17 protein-coding genes and 1 pseudogene are annotated in these 23,072 nt (G+C 69.1%); 12 read left to right on the forward strand and 6 right to left on the reverse strand.

The window, feature by feature from the left end:
- The 5 genes and pseudogenes from NL1_RS38290 to NL1_RS28810 form a co-directional block, all read left to right on the forward strand.
- A pseudogene (locus tag NL1_RS38290) lies at positions 1-290 on the forward strand (hypothetical protein); the annotation flags it as partial.
- Between the two features lie 214 nt (positions 291-504).
- The gene (locus tag NL1_RS28795) at positions 505-759 is read left to right on the forward strand and encodes a hypothetical protein (RefSeq protein WP_067845702.1); all 255 of its coding nucleotides are present in this window, start codon (positions 505-507) and stop codon (positions 757-759) included.
- 138 nt (positions 760-897) lie between these two features.
- Positions 898-2,253 carry an MBL fold metallo-hydrolase gene (locus NL1_RS28800; protein ID WP_245673615.1) on the forward strand — a complete coding sequence of 452 codons (1,356 nt, stop codon included), beginning with the start codon at positions 898-900 and terminating at the stop codon, positions 2,251-2,253.
- A gap of 10 nt (positions 2,254-2,263) precedes the next feature.
- Positions 2,264-2,827: an ester cyclase gene (locus NL1_RS28805; protein ID WP_067845708.1), complete on the forward strand. Its 564-nt coding sequence runs from the start codon at positions 2,264-2,266 to the stop codon at positions 2,825-2,827.
- Positions 2,828-2,852: 25 nt separating this feature from the next.
- A complete protein-coding gene (locus NL1_RS28810; protein ID WP_067845770.1) occupies positions 2,853-3,662 on the forward strand; it encodes an MBL fold metallo-hydrolase in 810 nt (269 codons plus the stop codon).
- A 93-nt stretch (positions 3,663-3,755) separates the two neighbouring features.
- Here the strand turns inward: NL1_RS28810 and NL1_RS28815 are convergent, their stop codons facing one another.
- Together NL1_RS28815 and NL1_RS28820 are read right to left on the reverse strand one after the other, a co-directional pair.
- On the reverse strand, positions 3,756-4,400 hold the full coding sequence (locus NL1_RS28815; RefSeq protein WP_067845711.1) for a TetR/AcrR family transcriptional regulator: 645 nt from the start codon (positions 4,398-4,400) through the stop codon (positions 3,756-3,758).
- A gap of 75 nt (positions 4,401-4,475) precedes the next feature.
- The gene (locus NL1_RS28820; RefSeq protein ID WP_067845714.1) at positions 4,476-6,515 is read right to left on the reverse strand and encodes a CocE/NonD family hydrolase; all 2,040 of its coding nucleotides are present in this window, start codon (positions 6,513-6,515) and stop codon (positions 4,476-4,478) included.
- Between the two features lie 434 nt (positions 6,516-6,949).
- Between NL1_RS28820 and NL1_RS28825 the strand changes: the two genes are divergently transcribed.
- The gene (locus tag NL1_RS28825) at positions 6,950-9,190 is read left to right on the forward strand and encodes an MMPL family transporter (protein ID WP_084511062.1); all 2,241 of its coding nucleotides are present in this window, start codon (positions 6,950-6,952) and stop codon (positions 9,188-9,190) included.
- A gap of 23 nt (positions 9,191-9,213) precedes the next feature.
- Here NL1_RS28825 and NL1_RS28830 read toward each other — a convergent pair whose 3' ends face one another.
- Genes NL1_RS28830 through NL1_RS28845 form a run of 4 tightly spaced genes read right to left on the reverse strand, consistent with a single transcriptional unit; the run spans position 9,214 to position 15,084 of the window.
- Complete coding sequence (locus NL1_RS28830; RefSeq protein ID WP_084511064.1) at positions 9,214-10,401, reverse strand: cytochrome P450; 1,188 nt, start codon at positions 10,399-10,401, stop codon at positions 9,214-9,216.
- Positions 10,398-12,323, reverse strand: a complete 1,926-nt coding sequence (gene asnB, locus NL1_RS28835) for an asparagine synthase (glutamine-hydrolyzing) (protein WP_067845718.1) — start codon at positions 12,321-12,323, stop codon at positions 10,398-10,400. The genes NL1_RS28830 and asnB overlap by 4 nt, the downstream gene beginning before the upstream one ends.
- Before the next feature lies 1 nt (position 12,324).
- Positions 12,325-13,707 carry a wax ester/triacylglycerol synthase family O-acyltransferase gene (locus tag NL1_RS28840; RefSeq protein ID WP_067845721.1) on the reverse strand — a complete coding sequence of 461 codons (1,383 nt, stop codon included), beginning with the start codon at positions 13,705-13,707 and terminating at the stop codon, positions 12,325-12,327.
- Positions 13,708-13,716: 9 nt separating this feature from the next.
- The gene (locus NL1_RS28845) at positions 13,717-15,084 is read right to left on the reverse strand and encodes a cytochrome P450 (protein WP_067845724.1); all 1,368 of its coding nucleotides are present in this window, start codon (positions 15,082-15,084) and stop codon (positions 13,717-13,719) included.
- 280 nt (positions 15,085-15,364) lie between these two features.
- Here NL1_RS28845 and NL1_RS28850 point away from each other — a divergent pair, with 280 nt between their 5' ends.
- The 6 genes from NL1_RS28850 to NL1_RS28875 are packed head-to-tail and all read left to right on the forward strand — an operon-like array spanning position 15,365 to position 23,041.
- Positions 15,365-16,402: a 3-oxoacyl-ACP synthase III family protein gene (locus NL1_RS28850; protein WP_067845727.1), complete on the forward strand. Its 1,038-nt coding sequence runs from the start codon at positions 15,365-15,367 to the stop codon at positions 16,400-16,402.
- Positions 16,403-16,432: 30 nt separating this feature from the next.
- Positions 16,433-17,317: a hypothetical protein gene (locus NL1_RS28855; protein ID WP_156095103.1), complete on the forward strand. Its 885-nt coding sequence runs from the start codon at positions 16,433-16,435 to the stop codon at positions 17,315-17,317.
- Complete coding sequence (locus tag NL1_RS28860; protein WP_084511070.1) at positions 17,314-19,032, forward strand: fatty acid CoA ligase family protein; 1,719 nt, start codon at positions 17,314-17,316, stop codon at positions 19,030-19,032. Before NL1_RS28855 ends, NL1_RS28860 begins: the two co-directional genes overlap by 4 nt.
- The gene (locus NL1_RS28865) at positions 19,029-20,057 is read left to right on the forward strand and encodes an NAD-dependent epimerase/dehydratase family protein (RefSeq protein WP_067845735.1); all 1,029 of its coding nucleotides are present in this window, start codon (positions 19,029-19,031) and stop codon (positions 20,055-20,057) included. Before NL1_RS28860 ends, NL1_RS28865 begins: the two co-directional genes overlap by 4 nt.
- Before the next feature lie 30 nt (positions 20,058-20,087).
- Entirely contained in the window at positions 20,088-21,506 is a 1,419-nt protein-coding gene (locus tag NL1_RS28870; protein ID WP_084511071.1) for a cytochrome P450, read from the forward strand.
- A 41-nt stretch (positions 21,507-21,547) separates the two neighbouring features.
- The gene (locus NL1_RS28875) at positions 21,548-23,041 is read left to right on the forward strand and encodes a flavin-containing monooxygenase (protein ID WP_067845783.1); all 1,494 of its coding nucleotides are present in this window, start codon (positions 21,548-21,550) and stop codon (positions 23,039-23,041) included.
- Positions 23,042-23,072: the final 31 nt, after the last annotated feature.

Consider the following 23,072-nt stretch of genomic DNA (forward strand, 5'->3'; position numbering starts at 1 on the left):
TGCCCGCCGTCCGCCCGATCGGCATGCCCGGCGCGACGCTGCCGACCGGTCTCGGTGCGGCGACGACGCCCGCGGGCACCGGCAGCTCGTTCATGGGCGGGGGCGCGCCGGGTGCGGCCGGAGCCCGCCAGTCCGACGATGACGAGCACTCGCGCAACGTGCAGCCGTACCAAAGCCGCACCGGCAACGACGATCTCACCGGTCCGCTGGGTGAGTCGACGCCGGATGTCATCGGTGCGACGCACACCGACGAGCTGCTCAGCTCCGATTACGAGCAGGATCAGTTCTAGGGATTCGCAACGGGTTTCGCGAACGGCGCCCTTTCCCGAGTTTCGGGGGAGGGCGCCGTTTTGTTTGCGGTTGGGCGCGTTCGGGGCCGGGTGGGCGTCGCCGTGGCCTGACGGAGGAGTGCAGGTCGCGGTCAGGGGAACCCTCCGTTTGTCGCAAGATGGCTGATGGTGTGTGCCGAAACCCGGGGCCCCCGCATCTCTACTATGGGAGAGCATGAACGGTGTTGTGCTGTTCTTGCTGTCGGTCGTTCCCCTAGTCCTCGTTCCGCTCGGCTTCGCCTGGGCGGTGACGCGCGCGCGTCGCCGCGGCCTCGGTGGCTCGATCGTCGGACCGTTCCAGGAGATGTGGGATCCGGGTGGAGCGCGAACCCGGATCGACATCGAGATCCAGTCCGAGCAGGAGGCTCCGGCTCCGTCTCCCGGCGATCCGCCGTTCTCTCCGGTGCGAGACGGTCGATCCGATCGTTGACCTCGGGCGCCGACTTCAGCGGAATCCCGTTGGGGCCATGCGATTTCCGGACCGCAGCGGGTTTTCCCGCGACCGGCGCCCCGGAGATCCGGGACTGCCGCCGCCAGCACCAGCCCTGCCGCCGCCTGCCTCGACACTGTGACGCCGTTTGGCAGTCAGCGCCGCGCCATACCGACAGCGCCGACACCCGTCGCGATCGATCACTTGGAGGGTGGCTTCGACGATGCCCGCACGGGTGAGCTGACCGGAGCCTTGCAGGGGTCGTCCGCGGCGCGTCCAGGGAGCTGGGCTGGTCATGCGGTCATTCTCCCCTTGATTAAATCCACGGCGTGGGTATATGGTTCCAGGGCAATTAACCCACGATGTGGATATTGGAGTCCCGACATGCGTCTTCCCTGGGGCACCTCCGAGGTCACCGATCTTCCGACCGTCGGGGACCGCATCGACACGTTCACCGATCTCGCGCACGTCGAGGGCGGTCCGGGCGCGCGCTTGCGGGTGGCTCGCGAACAGGCAGAGGTGTTCCGCCGCGAGTTCCCGAGTACCGGCACACCCGGCAGCATCACCACCTGTGACCTGGTGACGCTGCCGTATCCGACCCGGTTCGGTTTGTTCCGGGCGTCGCGCGCGATCGCGCCGTTCTTGTCGATCACCAACCGGATGCTGGTGATCCGCTGGCACGATTCCGACGGCAGGCGCCGCACGCTGCTGTTCGAGCCCTCGGACGTCGAACTCGGGCGCTACACACCGTATTTCGACACTCTCTCGCAGCGCACCCCGGCCGTGATCGAACGGCGCATGGTCCGCGAGCACGGCACGGTGCTGGACCATCTGTCGCGCCTGGGGATTGCCCGCGAGGAGGTCGACTATCTGATGTTCGACCACCTCCACACCCAGGACCTGCGGCGTTGGATCGGCACCACCGCACATCAGAACGACCTCGACACCAAGCCGGTGGCGCTGTTCCCCAACGCGAAGGTCATAGTTCAGCGCGACGAGCTGGCAGGCATGGCAGAGCTGCATCCGCTGCAGAAACCGTGGTACCAGCCCGCCGCATACCGCGATGTCCCCGCCGAAGCGTTCCTGCCCATCGAGGGATCGGTCGTCCTCGGTCCCGGTGTCGCCGTGGTCAAGACCCCGGGGCACGTGTTCGGCAATCAGAGCCTGGTGGTCAACACCTCGACCGGGATCTGGGTCAGCAGCGAGAACGTGATCGCCACCGAGGCGCTGACGCCGGAACACTCCCGGTTGCCGGGGCTCGCGCGGTGGGCGCGGCAGTGGCAGCACGAGGTCGTGCTCAACGCCAACACGATCGAAACCACCGCCGATCAGTACAACTCGATCATCCTCGAGAAGACACTGGCCGACCGCAGCCAAGCCGATTCACGCTTCCTGCAGTTCTTCCCCTCCAGTGAACTCACCGGGGTGTGGACCAACCCGGGCACCCACCCCACGTTCAGCCACGGCCACATCACGCACGGATCGCATCTTTGAGGAGACCCCGATGTCGTCACGATTCACCTTGCCACCCGAAGACGTCCTGCGCGCGCGGGAGAAACTCGTCCTCGACCACTTCCACGACGAGGTGGCCCAGGACTGGGACGCAACGCTTTCGACGTTCCCGCACCCCCATTACGAGCTGATCGCGCCGATGGTCGTCCACGACGGCGACGACGAGGTGCGCGGCTACTACAGCGACACCCGCCGCGCCTTTCCCGACCAGGACCACGAGATCATCGCCCTGCGCCACAGTCACGACGCGGTGATCGTAGAGTTCTGGCTGCTGGGAACCCATCTGGGACCGCTCGGCAAGATCCCGCCGACCGGGTCGAAACATCGGACCCGGATGACGGCCTATTTCGTGTTCGACGAACACGAGAACCTCGTGATCGAACGGATCTATTTCGACCAGCTCACCGTCCTGAAGCAACTGCTCGGCGGGCTGGACAAACGCAACCCCCGCGATCTGCTCACTCTGGCGCGCGCTCTCGCCGGAGCCGCCGCCACGGCCGGGGGCGAACCAGATCCGCGTCTGCTGGCCACCACGCCACCGAACCTCGGCGACTGACCGCCGCCCTCGACTCGAACGAATGATGAAGGTCCACCACCTCAACTGCGGCACCATGCGCCCGCCACGCACCCCGCAGGGCTTGGTCTGCCATGTTCTTCTCCTGGAAACCGACACCGGCCTCGCGCTGGTGGACAGCGGACTCGGTTTGCGCGACGCCGCCGATCCGGGTGCCCGGTTCGGGCCTGCCCGCTTCTACGTCCGCCCGCGGTTCGACGAGAACGAAACCGCGATCCGGCAGATCGAACGCCTCGGCTTCGACCCGCGTGATGTCCGCAATATCGTTCTCACGCATTTCGACGCCGATCACACCGGCGGTCTCGCGGACTTTCCTTGGGCCAGAGTTCACCTCACCGCGAGCGAAGCGGACGCGGCGCTGCACCCGAGAGGATCGATCGAAAGGGGCCGGTACCTGCCCACACAACGCGACCACCATCCGACGCTGGTCTGCCACATGCCCGGCTACGGCGAGCCCTGGCATGGCTTCCCCGCCGCCGAAGAGCTCACCGACATCGCACCCGGCCTCGTCATGATCGGCCTGCCCGGCCACAGTCGCGGGCACGCCGCCTTCGCGATCGACACCGGTAAACGATGGATCCTGCATGCGGGCGATGCGTTCTATCACCACGGGCAGATCGACGGCACCGGCCGCGTGCCACGAGCTCTGACGACCATGGAGCGCTTCGTCGCCCACGACATGTCCAGGGTCCGGGCCAACCACGAACGCCTCGCCGAACTGTGGACCACGCAGGCTCGTGAACTGCTTCTGGTCAACGCACACGATCCCGTTCTCCTGCGCCGCGCTCAACAGATCGACGCCGACACCGAGGGATGACGTGCAGCGAACCAGGACGTCGCGGCCACCCGGGACGGCAGCGACCCGATCCGCGGCGAAGTCGGCGAACCGAACTGATCAGCAGTGTCCGGGTTACCGGCCCAATCCCTCCAGCACCGAGGTCAGCACCGTGTGGGCGCTGTCGACGACCGCGTCGAACGGCTGGCGGTAGTCCTCCAGCACCCACTGCTGGGCGATGGTGAGCACAGCGCCGACCAGGCCGGTGGCGATGATGCGCAGGCGCGGGCGCGGTACGGATTCGATGTCGATCATCGGGGTGGCCAGCTCCAGGAAGGTATCCACGAACGATCCCGTCACCCTGCGATAGTCCACGTCCACGGCCGAGCTGATGCCGAGTATTTCGAAGAACGCGATCCGCGCGACCCTCGGGTCGTCGGCGATGCCGCGGAAGAAGCCGGTCAACGAGCCGTGCACGACGGCGGCGAGGGTGCCGGGACACGTGGCGGCTCCGTCGACGATGGACCCGCGCAGCCGATCGGTGGCGACGGCGTACGCGGCACGCAGCAAACTCTCACTGCCGTCGAATGATTCGTAGAAGTAGCGTTTGCCGACGCCCGCGCGGGCACAGACGGCATCGATGGTGGTGTTGCGATAGCCGCGGGTGCCGAATTCCTCGATCGCCGCGTCGACGAGCCTGGCGCGACGCTGCTGCTGGCGCTGTTCGGGCCCGGCGCCCCGGTATTTACGGCCGGGGGCGCCGAGCTCGGGAACGGTCACGCCACCATGGTGGCATCGCCTTCCGTGCGTGACAAACCATGCCGAGCGGAGTGCGCGCCGCGGGCTGGCACCTTCTCACCAGCCGGGGTCGCCTTCGACCGGAATGTTCACCCAGCTGGGTTGGCCGGGATCCAGCACGAGATGCTGTGGCCGCAGCCCGCTTTCGTTCAGCAATGGGCGCAGCGGGATGCTGCTGGGGAAGTTGCTCGCGAAGACGTCGATGCGGAGCCGATGCCCGGGCTGGAGCACGCCGTCGGTGGCGAAGAGCCCGATATCGAGCACGGTCGTCTGACCGGGGACGACGGGCTCGCGGCTCGCCAAGGTCAGGATCGGGTAGGGATCGGTGTAGTCGCCGTTGGGCGAGCGGGTGGAGGCGGCCTCGTTCACCGCGCGCAGCGAGGCGGTGCGCTGTCCGGTCGTCCACACCGTCGAACGGCCGTCCGGCGCAACGTCGTTCAGGGTCACCGTCCAGTAGCCGTCCGTGGCGTCGAGGACGGTGTTCAGGTGGACGGCGAGCGGACCGGAGATCTGGGTCGGCCGGCCCACCGGCGCCGTGGTGAACGTCAGCGCGTTCACCTCGCTGATCCGCGCGTCTTCGGCGCAGATATCCAGTGCTGAAACGATGCCCGCCGTCCCCTGCGCGGCATCGCGTGAGCACAGGGTGGCGAGTCCGGGGGCGATCGTCAGCCGCGCGGGTCCGCTCGGCCCCGTGGTCAGGGAGCCGTCGCCCGCGGCCGTCGGCGCGGTGCCCGACGGGACCGCGTTCAGGTACAGCCGCCGGTGCTCCATGCCGGGGCGGGGGAAGGACGGGCTGTCGCTCCATCCGCCACCCTGCTGCCACGACGTCACCTGGTCGTAGCCTTCGATGCCGTTGTCGATTCCCTTGAGCCACTTGTCGAACCACGCGCGCTGGAGGACGTCCAGGGACGGCGGGGCGCCGGGGACGCCCATGCCCGCGCCGGTGGTGACGTGGTAGGTGTCGCCCATCACCAGCTTCTTCTCGCTGTCCGCGACGTCGATGGCGTTGTACACCCGGGGCGAGGAGTAGGTGAAGATGTCGTGCCAGCCGCCGTAGATGAAGGTCGGGACCTGGATCCGCTCTGGATGTCCGACCCACGCTGTCCGCAGCGGGCTCTCGTCGTCGAGCACCGCAAGCATCTCCGGCGGGATCTGGTCGATGCTCGGCGTGACCAGCGCCGCGATGACGACGTTGAAGAAGGTGAACGGGTCACGGATGCGGTCGGCCAGCCAGGTCCAGTCGAACCTGCCGGTCAGCATCGAGACCACGTCGGGAAGCAACTTCGTGGCATTGACCGCGAGCAGCCATTCTGGGATGAAACCGATGCCGAGCGCGCCACCGGGCGCCGCGACGTCGCGGATGAGATCGCTCCCCGGGACGACCGGGAAGATCGCTTGCAGCGCAGCGGGTCTGCGCTCGGCGGTGTGCAGTTGATTGATGGCGGAATAGGAGATTCCGCTCATGCCGATCCGTCCGTTGGACCACGGCTGGCGTGCCGCCCAGTCCACGACCTCGGCGCCGTCCTCCTGTTCGCGATGACCGAAGACCTGCCAGACGCCTTGGGAGAACCCGGTTCCGCGCACATCGACGACGACCTGCGTGTAGCCGCTCTGAATCAGCTTGCGGTCCACGCCGAAGGTCCGGGCCGCGCCGCCGGGCAGGGCACGCATCAGATCGCTGAGCCCGCTCATTCCGAAGGCCGAGAAATCCAGATTGCGCAGCACATGCATCAACGGGTCCGCGAGCCCCGGAATAGCCAGTGCGGAATCGGCAAGGTTGGCAACGAGTTTCGTGTAGGGCGTCAGGTTGACGACGGTCGGTGTCGGCTCCTGGATCGGCTGACCCGTCGCGTCGGCGGGATGGTAGACGTTCGCCTTCAGCACCGTGCCGTCGCTCATGGTGATCGGCACATCCCATTCGATGAAGACATGCGGATACTGCGGCGGCGCATTGTGTGTGGCGATGAACTGCGCGTCGAGCCCGGCGCGCGCCGGCGTCGACTCGGCAGGCGGCGCGGACACCACCCCGCCTGCCATCACGATGAACGCGGACAGCGCTGCGGCCGCCACGGCGATCGGACCACGACGTCTGATCATGCTTGCCAACCCTCCCGCAATGAGGAACTACTCCGTTCCCCTAAGCCGTCGCAACGGTAACGCACGCCACGAATCCGCGCCACTATGACCGGGCTCACTCAGAGTCCTCGCGCATTCGACCTGGGTGCGGGCACACGGCCGCTACCCGATCGGGAATCGATGGTCGGAAAGTGAAGCGCGGCAAGCTGATCGACAGCGGTGCGTGATCGCCGCCCGTTTGCGGCGCCGTTCGTCTCCCCGAACAACATCGGGCGCGAATGTTCTCCCGACGATGCAGTGACACCCGGCCGCCGCGCTGCCTACGGTGATTCACCGGCCCACCGGTGGGTCGATTTCTTGTGCCCCGGGAAAGGACGCGGTGTGGTGGTTGGCGTTTCGGACCTCGGTCGGCTCGGTGCGGGCACGATGATCGTGCGCGCGGGGCGTGCCGCCCGATGAGCCTCGGCACATCCGAGAAGTCCGCCGCCGCGCCCGATGCCGAACCCGTGCGCCGTGGTCCGCTGGCGCGCTGGACGCGTCGTGTGACGACCCATCCGCGCGCGGTGATCGCGGTCTGGCTGGTCGTGCTCGCGCTGTGCGGCGCGGGCTACCCGGTGCTCGAATCACGCTTGCAGGCACCGGATCTCACCGTGGACCGTGCCGAATCGGTGGCGGTGCAACGCCTGATCGCCGAGCACTTCCCCGGCCTGCGGGCCGAACAGGCGCTGCTGGTGTTCGATTCCGGCACCGCCGTCGTGGACACCCCCGAATACCGCGCCCAGATCGAGCGGGCCCGGCACGCTGTCGAATCGGTCGGCGGCGCGACGGTGCTCGCCGCCCCCGGTGAGGTCGGTGCGCGACACCTGATCTCGGACGACCACCGCACCGCCCTGGCCGTCGTCGCCATCGAAGGCGACCAGTCCCACCGTGTCGACGTCTCCGGCGCTCTGCAGGACGCGCTGTCCGCGCTGCCCGGTCGTGATGTGGTCCGCGTCGACCTCACCGGCTACACCGCGATCCAGAACGATGTGATCATCGCCGAACAGGCCGACGCGCGCCGCGCCGAATCCCTCGGCCTTCCCGTGGCTTTCGCGCTCCTGGTCCTCGCGCTCGGTGCGGTGTGCGCGGCGTTGCTGCCGATCCTCATGGCCGTCGCCGGACTGCTGACGTGCACCGGCGTGCTCTTGGTCGCCGACACCGTGACGTCCGTCGACCCGCTGATGCTGTCCATCGCCACCATGATCGGTCTCGGCGTCGGCATCGACTACGCCCTGTTCGTGGTGAGCAGGTTTCGCGAGGAGCTGTCGGCGCGCGGGGTGACCTCGCGCGCCGACAGCGCCGCGATCCGCGCCGCCGTGACCGCGACCATGGCCACCACGGGCGGCATGGTCCTGGCGTCCGGTTCGGTCGTGATCGTGTCGCTGGCCTCGCTGCTGGTGGTGCCCGCCGGGGTCTTTCGCGGCATCGTGCTCGGTGTCGGCGTGGCCGTGGCGACGGCGATGCTCGCCGCCGTGACCCTGCTGCCCGCGATCCTCACCGTGCTGGGCCCCGCCGTGAACCGCTGGCGGGTGCGCGGCCGTGGCGTCGACTCGGACGACAGCGCCGCCGCGCGCCAGTGGACACGTCGGGTGATGCGCAGGCCGGTCGTCTTCGGGCTGGCCGCCGCGAGCCTGCTCGTCGTGGCCGCGCTGCCGTTGACCGGCCTGCGCACCGGCTTCGACCTCGGCATCGCGTCGCTGACCGACTACCCCTCCGGTGTCGCGGCCCGCACGGTCGCGGAGAAATTCCCGTCCGGCATGCTCTCGCCGATGGAGTTCGTCGCCACGGGGTCCGACGGCGGGCCGCTGAACCCCGGCGCGGCGAGCGTCGTGCAAGGCTTCGCCGACGAGCTGCGCGCCGATTCCCGCGTCGCCGCCGTGTTGACGCAGCGGTCCGACGGCCGTGTCCACCTGACCGTCGTGACCCGCACGCTGATCGACTCGGCCGCGGGCTCGGACCTGGTCGCCGAACTCGACGCGCGGGCGCGCACCCTCGCCGCCTCGACCCCGGACCTGCGGGTCAGCGCGGGCGGTGCGCCCGCCGGCCTGCTCGAGATCAGCGACGCGATTCGCGGCGCCTACTTGTTGGTCGTCGTGATCACGGTGCTGTGCGCGCTGGCGCTGCTGCTGGTTGTCTTCCGCAGCCTCGCCGTGCCGGTGAAGGCCGTCGCGGTCAATGTGCTCGCCACGGCGGCCGCGCTCGGCATCACCGTCGCGGTGTTCCAATGGGGTTGGGGCGAACCGCTTTTCGACTTCACGAGTCCCGGTTTCGTCCAGGTCGTGATGCCGCTGATCGTGTTCGTGATCCTGTTCGGCCTCTCCATGGACTACGAGGTGTTCGTCATCCGCCGGATCAGGGAGAACTGGGACGCGGCCGCGGCGCGCGGCGCGATCGATCCGGCTGAGGCCAACCGCGATGCGGTCGCGGACGGGATCGGCGCCACCGCCAAACCCGTCGCGGTCGCGGCGGCGATCATGGTGGTGGTGTTCGCCAGCTTCCTCACCGCGAGCACCCTCGAACTGAAACAGCTCGGCTTCGCGCTGGCCGTGGCGGTCCTGCTCGACGTGGTCGTCGTTCGACTGGTGCTGGTACCCGCCACCCTCCGGTTGCTCGGCCGCTGGAACTGGTGGCTGCCCGCCCCGCGCGTGCGCAAGTAGATGTCTCAGCGCGGGTAAGTGACTCAGCGCAAGCGGATGTCGAGCCTGCGGTAGAGCGGGACGAACGCGTTGAACCGGTAGCGGCGGCGGGTGATCTCCCAGGGGCGGCCCGCCGCGAGCAACGTCTCCAGAAAACGGGTCAGTTGCACGTGGGTGAGCGCGGCGCCGAGGCAGAAGTGCTTGCCGCCGCCGAACCACAGCTGCCGCGTCTGCGGCACATAACCCAGATCGAGGTCGAACCGGCCGACGGAATTGCCGATGTACCAGGTCATCACCTTGACACGGTCACCGGCGCGCAACCGCCTGCCGCCGAGTTCGACATCGCCGACGACGCCGCGCCCGACGACCGGCATCGAGCTGGTCACCCGCAGCCCCTCCCGGACCGCGTCGGGGATCCGGCCCGCATCGGCCAGCAGCCGGTGCTGGGCGCCGGTGTCGTGCAGCAGCGCGACCAGACGGCCGAGGGTACTGGCGAGGGTGACGGTCCCGGCCACCACGAGCAGCACGGTGAATCCCCGCGTCTGCTCGAGTGTCAGCCCGATGTCACGGCAGCGTCCGATGACGGTCCCGGATTCGGCCGAGTCGTAGACGTGCTCGACGTTCGCGCCGATCAGTGCCGCCAGCTCGTTGCCCTTGCGCCGGTTGCGCGGAGGGACGACGGTCGTCGCCCAGTTGCCCTTGCCTAGGTCGGCCAGTCGCTCCATGGCCGCGAAGAGATCCAGATACGGTGTGTCGGTGCCGGTTTCGCGCGGCAGACCGGCCACGTCGACCATCGTGCGCGCCGTGAACACCCGGCCGAACTCGGCGATGTCGACCGTCCGTCCCGCGGCCAGATCGGTGCGCAGGCGCTCGAGCTGCGCGCCCGTCGCGTCCTCGACGAGGTGTTCGGACGCGGGCCTGCTGAACAAATCCCCGAGCCCGGCGCGCAATCGCTGGTGCTCGGGACCCTCGAAGCGTTCGGCGCCGAATTCGCCCAGCATCTGTGACCACCAGTGCCCCGACGCGCCGTCCGTCGCGATGCTGAAATGTTCGCTGTCGCGGTGGATTTCGCGCGCGAGTTCCGGATCGGACACCACCCAGCCGAATTTCGGCACGCTGCGGATCGGCCGGGTGGCGGCTCCGAGCGGCGCGAGCAGCGCCAGGCCCGGCTGGGCGGCGGCGTGCAGGGCGAGTTCGTGCCATTCGGCGGCGCCCGGCAGGGTAACGGTCATGTGCGGGCTCCCGCGATCGCATCGGGGGTGAAGCGGTCGGCGCTGAACTGGTCGACCACGAGGTGGGTGCACAGGATCGCCATCGCGGCCCATTCGGCCGTGACGCCCTCCCAGGTGCCGGGCCGGTCCACGGCCGTGCGCCAGATCCGTTCCGTCGCTTCGGGATCGAACAGCCCGTAGCGTCGCGCGGCGGCGCGGGAGAGATGGCCGGCGGCCAGCTCCGCGCCCGGCCCGCTGAGATACCACGGGCCGACCGGCGTCATGAACGGCTTCTTGCGCCGCCGCACGATCTGTTTGGGCAGCACATCGGCCATCGCCCGCTTGAGCACGTACTTCTCGGTGCCCAGACGCAGGAGCATGCGCGGGTCGAGCTCGGCGCAGACGTCGAGGACAGCGCGGTCCAGGAACGGCACCCGCACCTCGAGGCCGTGCGCCATGCCGAGCCGGTCCGAGATCGGCAGCACCCAGTGCGGCAGGCGGGTGTGGAATTCGAAGTGCATCTGCCGGTGCAGCGTGCTGTGCTCGGGTGGGCGCGGCAGCGCCGACGGCTCGGGCAGGTCGGCGAGCACGGCGGGCCGCGCCACACCCGACAGCGCGCTCCACAGATACACCCAGGGCGGCATCTGTCCGTACCGTTCGGTGTATCGCGCACGCTGCGCGGAGATCTCGACGATGTGGCGGTCGATGCCGCTCGGCGCGCCGATCCATTTCGTCGCCTGCCGCCACACCAGCGGTCGTAGCGCGTCCAGCCGCAGTTTCTCCAATCGCGAGCTCAGCCGCATCAACCGGTAGAAGTCGTAGCCCGCGAGCAGCTCGTCCGAGCCGTCGCCGCTCATCGCGACCTTGAGCCCTCGATCTCGGGCGAGCGCCGTGAGGTCGAGGAAGGGGGAGGCGACGCCGCCGTACCAGAACGGAGATTCGAAGTGCCACATGCTCTTCGGCAGCAGCTCGCAGACGCGCGCTCCGGTGATCTCGGCTTCCACGTTCGGCACCCGCAACCAGTGCGCGACCAGCCGCGACATGTCGGTCTCGTCGTGGATCGCACCGGACAGCCGCACACTGAGCGTGGTCAGCGGCGCGTCGCAGCGCCGGGCGGCGACGGCGGCAATGGCGGAGGAGTCGAGTCCGCCGCTGAGCGCGACGCCCGCGTCCACCTCGTCGGGGACGCGCTTGGCGACCGCGGCGGTGAACACCTCGTCGAACGCCTCGATCGCCGCGCGTCCGGTGAGCAGCGGTGCGTCGGGGTCGTTGCGCTGGAAGACGCGGAAATAGCGCCTGCTCCGGATGCCGTCGGCGTCCGCGGTGAGGACGGTGCCCGGCTCCAGGTCGCGCACGTCACGCCAGAACGTGCCCGGCGCGATCGTGTGCCCGTAGAACAGGCAGTCGCTCAGCCCTTGCGGATCGATCTCCGGCGTGCACGCGCCGGAGGCGAAGAGGCCCTTGATCTCCGAAGCGAACGTCAGGCGGCTGCCGCGCACGTGGTAGAAGAGCGGTTTCACCCCGACGCGGTCGCGGGCCAGCGTCAGCCGCCGCCGGGCGGCATCCCAGATCGCGATGCCGAAATCGCCGTCCAGGTGTTCGACGAATCCGTCCCCGTACTCCTCGTACAGGTGGGGGACGACCTCGGCGTCGCTGTCGCTGCGGAACCGGTGCCCGCGCGCTGCCAAGTCGCGGCGCAACGCCTTGTGGTTGTAGATCTCGCCGTTGAGCAGCGCACGCACCGCACCGCTCTCGTCGGCGGTCGGCTGCGCGCCGTGCCGCACGTCCACGATCGACAGGCGCTGGAACCCCAGCGCGGCGTGCCGGTCGTTCCAGGTGGCGTGGTCGTCGGGGCCGCGGTGACGCAGCACGGCGCACATCGCGGCGAGCGGTCCGGGGTCGACCGGCGCCGCGAAGTCGGCAATGCCGCAGATGGCGCACATCTCAGTCCTGCCCGACCGCCGTCGCGGGTGCGAGGAGCCCGTCCAGTTCCCCGAGGGCGGCGTCCATGGCGGCCGTCAGGTGCTCGATCGGCGGCAGCTTGCCTGCGGCGCCCAGCACGCCGAGGAACAGCTCGTCGCGGTAGCCGAAGCAGGTGAAGTTCAGCGCATTGCCGTGCATCAGCAGGGATATCGGATACATCGCGTCCAGGCGAGCGCCATCCCAGAACAGCGCGTCCCGCGGGCCGGGGATATTGGAGATCCCCATGGGGTGCGAGGACGGGGCCGACCGGATGCCGAGCAGCAGCGCGAAGACCCACGGGAAGGTGGTGGCCAGGCCGTATCCGATGACCGCGCCGGGCGACATCGCGCCCATGTGCCGCTTGGCGGCGTCGATCGCGTCCTTGACGGCGGCGAGGCGTCGCACCGGGTCCTCGACGTCGGTCGCCAGCGCCGTGAACATCAGCCCCGCGCGCGTGCCCACCCGCTGGTCGCCGTCGCGCAGATCGGTCGGCACACCGGCGGTGAGCGGGCGCTCGGGCAGTGCGGCGTGGTCGGCGAGGTAGCCGCGCAACGCGGTGGCGACCAGATACAGCACCAGATCGTTGACGGTGCAGTCCGCGGCGCGCGCCAGTCGTTTGATCTCGCTCAGCCGGTAGCGGCGCAGCGAGAGGTCCCGCGCGCCGGTGATCGGACCGTCGAGGACGGAGGGCGGCTGCCGGTACGTCTGTTGCGCGGTCTCCTGTCCTGCCTTGCGCCGCAACGCATCTCGCGCGGCTCCGGCGACGCCGGACAGTACCGCGAAGAATCCGCGCACCGCCGCGAGCAGCGAACGGATCCCCCTTGCGCGGTCCGGACCGGTCTCGGGTCCCACTGTGAAGAAGGGTGGCAGGTCGCGCGCCTGCGCGTCGGGGGACAGACCGCCGGTGATGACCCGCACCAGCGAAACACCGTCCAGCAGACTGTGATGCGTCTTCAATACCGCCGCGAACCGGTCCTCGGACTGCCCCGTCACGAAGTGCAGCTCCCACGGCGGCTTGTCCAGGTCCAGCTGCTCGCCGTGAATGCGCGTCACGAGCTCGACCAGTTCCTCGTGGCCGGTGCCCGCGGGCAGCAGCCACTGCCTGATGTGGTCGGCCGGGTCCACTTCATCGACTTCCCGTACCAGGGCGAGGGATTCGGCGAGGCGGCCGCGCACCGGGGCGAGGTTCCACGGCGGCGGCGCGGTGAACGGTGCCGCATGCCGCGCGCGCCAGCGGCGCACGAATCCCTCGGCATCGCCCTCGGGACAGTGGAATTCCATCAGGAACGCCACGTGCATCGGCATCTCCGGCGACTCCAGCGACAACCAGGTCGCGTCGGTGGCCGACAATCGCTTGATCGCCAAACCGGCCTCCTATCCTTCGAATTCGGGGCCGGTTGCCTGGCGCGGCGCGAGGTCGAGCCGCAGGCCGACCGGGATCACGGCGAAATGGAACCGGTCGTCGGGCGGCGGCACACCGTCCGGGAGCCGGAAATCGAACGTGCGGCAGGTCATCGCGGCCACGCTCTTGACCTCCAGCATCGCCAGGCCGCGGCCCGGGCAGAACCGCGGCCCCGACCCGAAGGGGATCGCGACCTCGGGGCGGTGCGCCCTATCGTCGGCGTCGCGCAGCCACCGTTCGGGGTCGAACCGCTGCGGATCGGCGAAGTTCTCCTCCTGGAGGCCCGGATAACGCACGTTGACCAACACCCACGTGCCCGCGGGCACCGCGATGTCGCGCAGCACGGTGTCGTGCACGGCCTCCATCAGCAACAGGGGAGTGGTGGGTTGCAGCCGCATCGATTCGGCGACAACGGCTTCCAGGTACGGCTGACGCTCCAGCGTCGACGGTATCCGGGCAATCTCCTCCCGGATGCGTTCCTGCGCTTCGGGTTCGGAGGCCAGGTGATAGAGCAGCCACGCCGCGGCATTGCTCGTGGTGTCCTGTCCGGCGATCAGGATCGTCAGCGCCTCGGCGAAGAGTTCGTCGTCGGTGAACGATTCCCCGCCGTCGTGGGCGAGCAGGAACGCTTCGATGAAGTTCGTCGGCTGTTCCGGTGTCGCGGTGCGCGCACGGGCGACGACCGCGTTCACCTCGGCGCGCAGCGCATCCAGCGCCCGGTCCAGCGCGTGATCGGCGGGCAGCTTGACCCAGCGCCAGTACGGGAGCGGAATGTTCAAGCGGCGGTTGAGCATCGGGAAGACGTGCTCGAGATGCTGCTGGATGACATCGCCGGACTGCTCGATGGTGTTGATGTCGTAATCGAAGGTGAGCTTGGCGGTCACGTCCACGGTGTAGCGGGTCAGGTCGGCGCGCACGTCCTCGGGCGGCGCCGCGAGCCAGCGCCTCCGCAGTCGCTCGGTGATCTGCTCGAGTGTGGTGTGGAACCGCGTGAGATGGGCGGCGTTGAAACCGGGCATGGCCAGCCGCCTGCGCCGCCGCCACGCCTCGCCCTCGGAGGAGAACAGTCCGTTGGAGCCCATCTCGCTCATGATCGACTCGATCGAGGACTGTCGCCGGTAGGTCCCTGGACGTTGCCGCAGGATCTCCTTGCCGAGCTCGGGATCGCCGACCACGACCAGTCGCCTGCCCGGCATGCTCAGCCGGTAGACGGGGCCGTATTCCGCGCACCAGCGGTCGAGTTGCCGGTGCAGCCGCGTCGGTGTGAGTTGCGGAAGGTTGCCCAATACCGGCCAGCCCTCGGGGCCGGGGAGATCGAGGAGCGACATCGGAGCGGACATCGAACCGAGCCTAATCACGAATCGAGTGTTCGGTGCAATCGGAGACGGTAATTCATCGCGGGAGACGAGGTTCGCTCCGAACATTTGTCTCGAAGTAGCAAGGCGCTCATATCGATTGGTGATCCCCCTCACTCGATCGGCAGCGGAAGTGGACTGCTGTCGCGGTCTGGTCGTAGTGTCGCAACCGTCCGGTCGGTCCGGGTTCCCATCGCCCCCTTGCTGTCTCAGCGCCGTGTTTCGCCATTTTCGTGGTGACCGCGGCCATCGGAGGAAATCTCATATGAATCGCTCTCGAATTCGCGCGCTGGGGGCCGCTCTCCCCGCCGGAGAATTCACCACGAACGATGTGCTCGACCGTATGTCGAGCGGTGGCGAGTTCGACGTCGAACGCATTACCGGTATCGCGCACCGGCACATGGTCGACCGCACCGAGGAGGACACCCTGACATTGGGTGTCGCCGCGGCCCTGGACTGCCTGGCCGGATCCGGGTACGACCCCGCCGATCTGGATGTGATCATCTGCGGCGGCACCACCGTGCACGACGGCTTCCGCATGGTGTTCGAGCCGTCCGCGGCGGGGGAGATCGCCCGCCGCATCGGCGCGGTCAACGCCACCGGCTACGACGTCGCCAACGCGTGTGGCGGCACCATGACCGGTATCTACCTGCTGGACAACCTGATTCGCGCCGGCATCGTCCGGACCGGCATGGTGGTGACCCCCGAGGTCATCTCGCCGGTCACCGAGGGCGCGCTGGCCGAGGCGGTGGACGCCCGCGACCCGCAGTTCGCGGCGCTGACCCTGGCCGACGCGGCCGTCGCGGTGGTGCTCGACCGCGCCGTCGACGACGACGAGGCCATCCACTACATCGACATGATCACCTGCGCGGAATACTCCGGCCTGTGTATCGCGAAACCCAGCGATGCCACCGAGAACATGATCATGTTGACCGACAACCTCACCATGCAGGCCGCGCCACGGCGCGAAACATGGGCGAAATTCCATCGCGACGTGCTCGCGAAGAACGGAACGACGTTCGCCGACGAGGGCTTCGATTTCATCGTCTTCCATCAGCTCGGGGTCGGGTTCACGGAGAAACTGGCGGAGTCGGGCAGCAAGATCCACGGCGCTCCGATGCCACCGCGGCTCGCGTGCGTCGAAAAGTACGGAAATACCGGCGCGAGTACGCATTTCCTGGTGCTGCACGACTATCTGTCGCGCGGCCTGATTCCGCCGGGTTCGAAGATCTGTTTCGTGCCGACCGCCTCGGGAATGGTGTTCGGAGTGCTGTCGGCGACCATCGGTGAGTTGGTGAAGTAAATCGTGGTGACCATTCTGCAGAATTCGGCGGTGAGCGAAGATCCGGCGCTCGGCTCGATCGGCCATGCGGTCGCGGCGGCGCGGGAGTGCCTGGCCGGGGCGGGCCTGTCGGCGGCGGACGTGGACGTGCTGGTGAACGTCGGCGTCTATCGGGACGCCAATATCGTGGAACCGTCCAACGCCGCGCTGATCCAGCGTGAGCTCGGCATGCACCCGGACTACGAATCCGGCTCCTCCCGGCCCGGCTTCTCCCTCGACCTGCGCAACGGCGCCTGCGGCGTGCTGAACGCGCTCCAGGCCGCGAATGCGTTGCTGGCCAACGGGACCGCCGAGCGTGTCCTCATCGTCGGCAGCGATGCCCACCCCGGCGGCCGGGCGGACGCGGCCGACTTTCCCTATGCCACCGTGGGTGGTGCGTTTCTGGTGACGAAAGGCCTCGACGACGCGACCGGGCTCGGCGCGGTGCACCTGCAGCCCGCGCTGCGTCCGGACGGCGCGCACCCCGGCGTGGCGGGATATCTCGACTTGAAGGCGATGGGCCGCGACGGCGCGCGCACGATCACCGTCGACGTCGCCGTCGATTTCGCCGAGCAGGTCACCGGTGTCGCGCGCACGGCGGTGCGGAACTATCTCGCGAATCACCCTGATATGGCATCGGATTCGACGGTGCTGGTCACCAGCAATCCCGCGCCGGACTTCGCGGCGACGCTGGCCGCCGACTTCGGCTTCGCGCGACACCACCAGGCCGACACCGGGTCGAGGAACGCCGGGAGCTCCGGTCTCATCATCGCCTACCACCAGCTGATCCGCTCCGGCGCCGTCGGCCAGGGCGACAGGCTGCTGCTCGTCGCCGGCGGATCGGGGCCGACGGCGGGTTGTGTCGGCTACCGGGTGCCCGCCGGCGGTGCCGGGTGACGCGCGCCACCGGATACGAGGACCCGAGCGCCCTGCTCGAGCGTCGCATCGCGGAAGGGGCCGACGGGCCCGCCATCAGCTACCCGACCCGCTCGGATGCGGCGAAGGCCGAGCGTGGTGCCGACCTGCGGTTCGCGGACATGACCTACGCCGAGCTGGGGCGGCGCATCCGGTCGTACGCGGCGGGCTTCGCCAGGATCGGAATCACCAAGGGCGTCAAGACCATTGTGCTCGTGCGCCCCGACCCGGACCTGTTCGCGGTGTTGTTCGCGCTGTTCCGGGTCGGCGCGGTGCCGGTGGTGGTGGATCCGGGCATGGGTGTGCGCCGCATGCTGCACTGCTTCCACAGCGTCGGCGCGGAGGCGTTCATCGGAATCCCCGAAGCGCACCTGGTGCGGCTGGCCGCGCGGCGCACGTTCGGCTCGATCCGCGTGCACGTCACGGCGGGGCGATCGTACTGGGGCGGCCACAGCCTGCCGGATCTGCGCGACGAGCCGGAAATCCCTGCGGCCGACCATGATCCGGACGATCTGTTCATGATCGCGTTCACCACCGGCAGCACCGGACCGGCCAAGGGGGTCGAGTTCACCAGGTCCGGCTTCGCCGCGGCTCTCGATGTCGTCGCCGAACTGCATCGCCGCCCAACGGGATTCGTCTCGCTCACCTCAGTGCCCCTGTTCGGGCTCTTCGATCTGTTGCAGGGCGCGCACGTCGTGCTCGGCCCGGTGGACCCTGTGCGCGTCTCGAAGGCGAATCCGGCGTTGCTCACCGAGGTGGCGCGGTCCTTCGGCGCCACCGACCTCACGGCCTCGCCCGCTCTGCTGGTCCGGCTCGGCGAGCATCTCGCCGAATCCGGCGAGACATTGCCCGGCATCGAGCGCGTCATCTCCATGGGCGCACCCGCGAATCTGGTTGCACTGGAACGTATCCGAGCCGCCCTCCCCGACGACGCTGCGGTGTTCACCACCTACGGCGCCACCGAGGCGCTGCCGCTGACCACCTTGGAATGGTCCGAGCTGGACGAGACACGCGCCGCGACCGCCGAGGGCGCGGGCGTGTGCGTCGGCCGCCCGCTGCCGGAGGGCAGCGGCGCGACCCTGGTCCGGATCATCGGCGTCACCGACGAGCCCATTGCCGACTGGAACGAGAACCTGGTGTTGCCCGCCGGGCAGATCGGCGAGATCGTCGCGAGCGGACCGCAGGTCAGCCGCGCCTACCACCGCAATGCCGCCGCCGATGCGCGGCACAAGATCGACGAGACGCTGCCCGGCGGCAGCGTCCGGCGCTGGCACCGCATGGGCGACTTGGCGCGCGTGGACGAATCGGGCCGCCTGTGGTTCTGCGGGCGGCTCTCCCAGCGCGTGCGGACCGCCGCCGGGGACATGTACACGGTCCGGTGCGAGCAGATCTTCAACGCCCACCCGGATGTCGCCAGGACCGCGCTGGTCGGCGTCGGCGCGCCGGGTGAACAGATCCCGGTGCTGTGCTTCGAGCCCGTCGCGGATCTCGCGCCCGCCGAGCTCACCAGGGTACGGCGCGAACTGTGGACCCTCGCGCAGAGCAGGGCGGAGACCACGCGCATTCGAACATTCCTGCCGCACAGCGAGTTTCCCGTCGACATCCGGCACAACGCGAAGATCGGGCGGGAGCGGCTGGCGCACTGGGCCTCGGATCGGCTCGGATTCCCGCGAACGAAGGAAGGAACGGACCGATGAAGGTTCTCGTCACCGGTGCGACCGGATTCCTCGGCAGCCACATCGTCGATGCCGCCACCGGCGCGGGCGACGAGGTGCGGGCGCTGGTCCGCGCGGGCAGCGACCTCGGCTACCTGTCCGGCGTGCCCGGACTCGAGAACGCCCTGGGCGATCTCGGTGACATGGACTCGCTGCGGGCGGCCTGCCGCGATGTGGACGTCGTCTATCACAGCGCGGGCCTGGTTGCGGAAGTCGGTGCGCGAGAACAGTTCTGGCGAGCGAACGTGGAAGGCACCCGCAACCTGATGGCGGCCGCGCGCGCCGCGGGCGTGTCGCGGTTCGTGTACGTCAGCAGCCCGTCGGTCGCCACCTCCTACGAGACGGACCGCTTCGGCATCGACGAGTCCGAACCCTATGTGGACGCGCCCAAGAGCCTCTACGTCGCCACAAAGGTGGTGGCCGAGCAGTACGTCCTCGCGGCCGACTCGCCCGGCTTCACCACGTGCGCGTTGCGTCCGAGGATGATCTGGGGCCCGCGCTCGGCCGGGTGGATGAGCCTGCTGCTGCGCAAGCTGAAAAGCGGTCGGCTGCCCGACCTTTCGGGTGGACGCCGGGTCATGGCGTCCATCACCTATTGCGAGCATGCGGCGGCGGCGTGTCTGCAGGCTGCCCGCTCCCCGGAAGTCGCCGGAAACGCTTATTTCCTGGCCGATCCCGAGGACATCGACCTGTGGGAGTTCGTCCGCGACCTGGCCGTCGCGCTCGACCTGACCCCGCCGACGCGCACGGTGCCCGGTCCCGTGCTGGACGCGGCGATCGCCGTCTTCGACACCCTCTGGCGGATTCCCGCCGTCAAGGAACGGTGGGCGCCCCCGCTGTCGAGCTGGACGACGGCCGCGCTGACCGTCTCCAGCACCTACGACACCTCCGCCGCCCGTAAGGATTTCGACTACAACCCGACCGTCTCCCGCGCGGAGGGCCTGGCGCGCTACGTCGAGTGGGTGCACTCGGTCGGCGGTGTCGACGCCCTGCTGGCCCGCGGCTGAACGGATCGCGCCGAATCGGAGGTTGGTTTCGTGACATCACTGCTGTCCACCGTGCGAGGGCGTCGTTCCGGCGCTTCGTCCACGGTGCCCACCGCACCGGGCGCGCTGCCGTTCCTGGGGCACTGGCACCGGTTCGGCCGCGCACCGCACCGGTTCCTGTCCACGCTGTCCGTGCACGGACCGTTGGTTCGCATCGGAATCCCCGGCTACGAAACGTATGTCGTCACCGAACCGGAGCTGATCAGGGAGGCGTTCACCGGGCTGTCGGATCAGGGCTCGATGATCGAGCGCGCCGAACTGCTGCTCGGAGCGGGCGTCACCGTCGTTTCCGGTGCGGCGCATCGCCGTTCCCGCAGGCTCATCGCACCCGCATTCGCGAAGGCGCGTATCGCGCAGTACGCCACCGTGATGACGACGATGGGGCAGGCGCGGGCGGGCCAGTGGCGTGACGGCGCGATGCTCGCGGTGAACGAGGAGATGCACGACCTGGCGCTGCGCACCGTCGCGGGTGCGCTGTTCTCCGGTGAACTCGGCGAGGTCACCGCCCGGCGCGTCCACCAGCTGCTGCCCGAGGTCATGACGCTGCTCGCGCGCCGCGTCACCCGGCCCGCATGGCTGGACCGGCTCCCCACGCCGGGCAACCGCCGCTTCCTCGAACTGGTCGATCAGCTCAAGGCAGCCACCGCCGACATCATCGCGGCCTACCGCGCCGACCTGGCCGCCGACCCGGCGCTGGACCACGGCGACCTGCTCGACACGTTGATCAGGGCCCGTGACGAGGACGGCGCGCCGCTGACCGACAAGCACGTGCACGACGAACTGGTCAACTTCCTCGTCGGCGGCACCGAGGCCATCGGCATGACCGCCACGTGGCTGCTCTACGAGCTGGCGCGCAACCCCGAGGTGGAGCGCGCGCTGCACGCCGAGCTGGACGAGGTGCTCGGCGGCCGGCCCGCCGAATTCACCGACCTGCCCCGCCTGGACCTCACCAAGCGACTCGTGCTGGAGACACTGCGCCGATACTCGCCGTGGCTCACCGTGCGGCACGTGCCCGCGGGCTACGAGCTGGGCGGGCACGCGCTGCCCGAGGGGGCGATGCTGTTCGTCTGCCCGATCGCGGTGCATCGCGACCCGCAGGTGCACGCCGACCCCGACCGGTTCGACCCCGATCGCTGGCTGCCCGAGGCGACGGCGGGGATGTCGCGCGGCGCGCACATCCCGTTCGGCATGGGCGCACGGCAGTGCCCCGGCAATGTGTTCGCGCTGACCCAGGTGGCGTTGCAGATCGCCACCCTGTGCGGGCGCTGGCGGCTGCGGCTGGAGCCCGGGTTCGCGGCGCGCGAGACCGTCATCGGCGCGCTGGTGCATCCCGAGAGCCTGCCCATGCGTGTCGAAGCCAGGACACCCGCGCTGCGCCGCGAGGCCGATGCGGGTATCACCGCGAGATGACCGATGTCAGTGCTGATCACGAGAGTGTGCGAGGAGAGGCGATGACCGAGATCACCGAACGTTGTGAAGTCGCGGTGATCGGCTCCGGGTTCAGCGGGCTGGGCGTGGCGATCAACCTGAAGCGTTGCGGCATAGAGGATTTCGTGATTCTCGAACGCGCGGAGGCGGTCGGCGGGACTTGGCGCGACAACGTGTATCCGGGGTGCGCCGTCGACGTGCCGTCGGTGCTGTACTCGTACTCGTTCTTCCCCGGCGACTGGTCGCGGCTGTTCGCGACCCAACCCGAGCTGCGCGCCTATACCGAATCCGTGGTCGACGCTTTCGATCTGCGACGCAACGTGCGGCTGAACAGCGAGGTCGTCGGGGCCGAGTTCGACGAGACCGAGCACCGGTGGTCGGTGCGGCTGGCCGATGGGCGCGTGATCAGTGCGCGTGCCGTCGTCATGGGGTACTTCTCGCTGCACGTGCCGTACGTCCCGGACATCCCCGGCCGGGAACTGTTCCCCGGCGTCCAAATGCACTCCGGCTCCTGGGATTCCGGCTTCCAGCCGCCGGGGAAGCGCATCGCCGTCGTCGGATCGGGCGCGAGCGCGGTGCAGATCGTGCCCGCGCTGGCGCGCGAGGGTGCGCACGTAGTGTCGTTCCAGCGCAGTCCGGCGTGGGTGCTGCCCCGCGGAGACCGCGCGATCGCCGGACCGGTGCGGACGGTGCTGCGCAAGTTCCCGCCCGCGCGACTCGCGCTGCGCGGCATGGTGTTCTCGCTGCTGGAGCTGGTGCACCTTGCCGAGTTCCATCCTCGGCTGCTGCCGGTCTTCGAGCAGGTGTGCCTGCGTGCGCTGCGCAACCAGGTGCCCGATCCGCGCACGCGGAAGGCGCTGCGGCCGGACTATCGCTTCGGATGCAAGCGGCCGATGGTGTCCGACGAGTACTACGCGGCCTTCGCTCGCGACAACGTCGACCTGGTGACCGAGAAGATCGTCGACCTCACCCCGGCCGGTGTGCGCACCGCCGACGGCGCCGTCCACGAGGTCGACGCGATCGTGTGGGCCACCGGATACCACGTCCAGGACTCGATCCCGCGCTTCCCCGATTTCCGCACGCCCGACCTCTCGCTGCGAGACAGCTACGAGCGCAACGGTTTCGCCGCGTATCGCGGCATCGCGTTCGCGGGGCTGCCGAACCTGTTCTGCGTCACCGGCCCCAATACCGCGCTGCCGCACACCTCCCAGTTCCAGGCCATCGAACCCACCACCGGTCTCATCGCACGCACCATCGCCCACATGCGCGATCGCGCGGTCACCCGCTACACGCCGACCGACACCGCCCAGCGCCGCTTCGTGGATCACTGCCGCCGCGTTCTCGCCGACCGCGTGTGGACCATCGGCGGCTGCACCAGCTACTTCGTCACCTCCACCGGCATCAACACCCTCACCTGGCCCGGCGGCACCGGCAGCGTCCGCCGCGACCGCCGCCACATCCGCGCCGAGGACTGGGACCGCCGCTCGGCAGCCACCGTCCAATCCGCCGCTTCCTGAATCGAATCCGGCAGTCGGGAGCCAGGGCGTG

This window comes from Nocardia lijiangensis NBRC 108240 (assembly GCF_001613045.1).
Lineage (GTDB): Bacteria > Actinomycetota > Actinomycetes > Mycobacteriales > Mycobacteriaceae > Nocardia > Nocardia lijiangensis.